The organism is Methylobacterium oxalidis (assembly GCF_007992195.1).
In the GTDB taxonomy this organism is placed as follows: Bacteria; Pseudomonadota; Alphaproteobacteria; order Rhizobiales; family Beijerinckiaceae; genus Methylobacterium; species Methylobacterium oxalidis.
This window is the reverse complement of sequence record NZ_BJZU01000315.1, coordinates 1-934: the sequence shown is the minus strand read 5'-3', so window position 1 is coordinate 934 and position 934 is coordinate 1. Positions and strand designations below refer to the sequence as shown.

Genomic DNA, 934 nt, shown 5'->3' with positions numbered 1-934 from the left:
CGGGTGGCTGTCCGTTGCTTCGGATTCACCTTGCCTTCGTGGCGGAGGCGAGCCTCAGGCGCATCCTCGAGCAGGCTTGGCGCGACCGTGCGCCGAAATGGGTGCAGCGCTCACGATCGGGTGCGGCAATGGAGGCAGAGCCACAGCTCGATGAGGCTGAGGAGCTATGATGCCTAACCAGCGTAGCGTCGCAACCGTGGATGGCACCGCGCTGACCAGCCTTCAGGCGGTGGCAATCGGTGCGCTCGAAGCCACCAGAGGAGTCGAACCTCCAACAGCGTACTCGCGCAGGCCACTCGGGCTGAGCTGTCACTAGCCGCATGAGGTCGAGAGCCGAATGACAGCGTCTGCTCTCGCACAGGTCCTGCTGACCCGGCCGCACATGTCGCTCGTGCCCTCGTGCCGCCGCGTTCGAACTTCGAAAGGAGCAATCGTGACAGGCACAATCCTTATCACGGGTGCCGCTGGTCGGATGGGACGCACGCTGCTGCACCATTGGCGAGATCGCATGCCTCTCGGGCTCGACCGGGCCGGTGCCGACCGAACGGTTGATCTCACGTCAGGCCCCGACGCTTGCGTTTGGGCCTTCGCAGGTGCCGAGACGGTGGTCCACCTCGCAGCCGATCCTGATCCAGCTTCCTCCTACGAGAGCGGCGGCTACGGGAACACGCTAGAGACGCTGACGGTAGTGGGAGCCTGCCTGCAGGCTGGAGTGCGTCGATTGATCTTTGCCAGCTCAGTCTGGGCCGATGCGCCGGCCTGGCGCCTCGCGGACCGGATGACTTGGTACGCCGCATCCAAGCTTGCTGGGGAAGCCTTGGTGCAGGCCTGGGCGGATCAGACGGGCAACCCGGCTGTGTGCCTCCGGCCAGGCTTCTTCGATCCTGGGGCGGGTCGCGCGGACGGCTTCAACGAGGCGCTGCGCGTGGATGTG

The 934-nt window shown here is 65.7% G+C and carries 1 protein-coding gene; it reads left to right on the top strand.

All coding sequences use genetic code 11. The features are described 5' to 3' along the window. Positions 1–337: 337 nt before the first annotated feature. The coding region (locus MOX02_RS30775) for an NAD-dependent epimerase/dehydratase family protein (RefSeq protein ID WP_147029539.1) at positions 338–934 on the top strand (597 nt) is incomplete at its 3' end.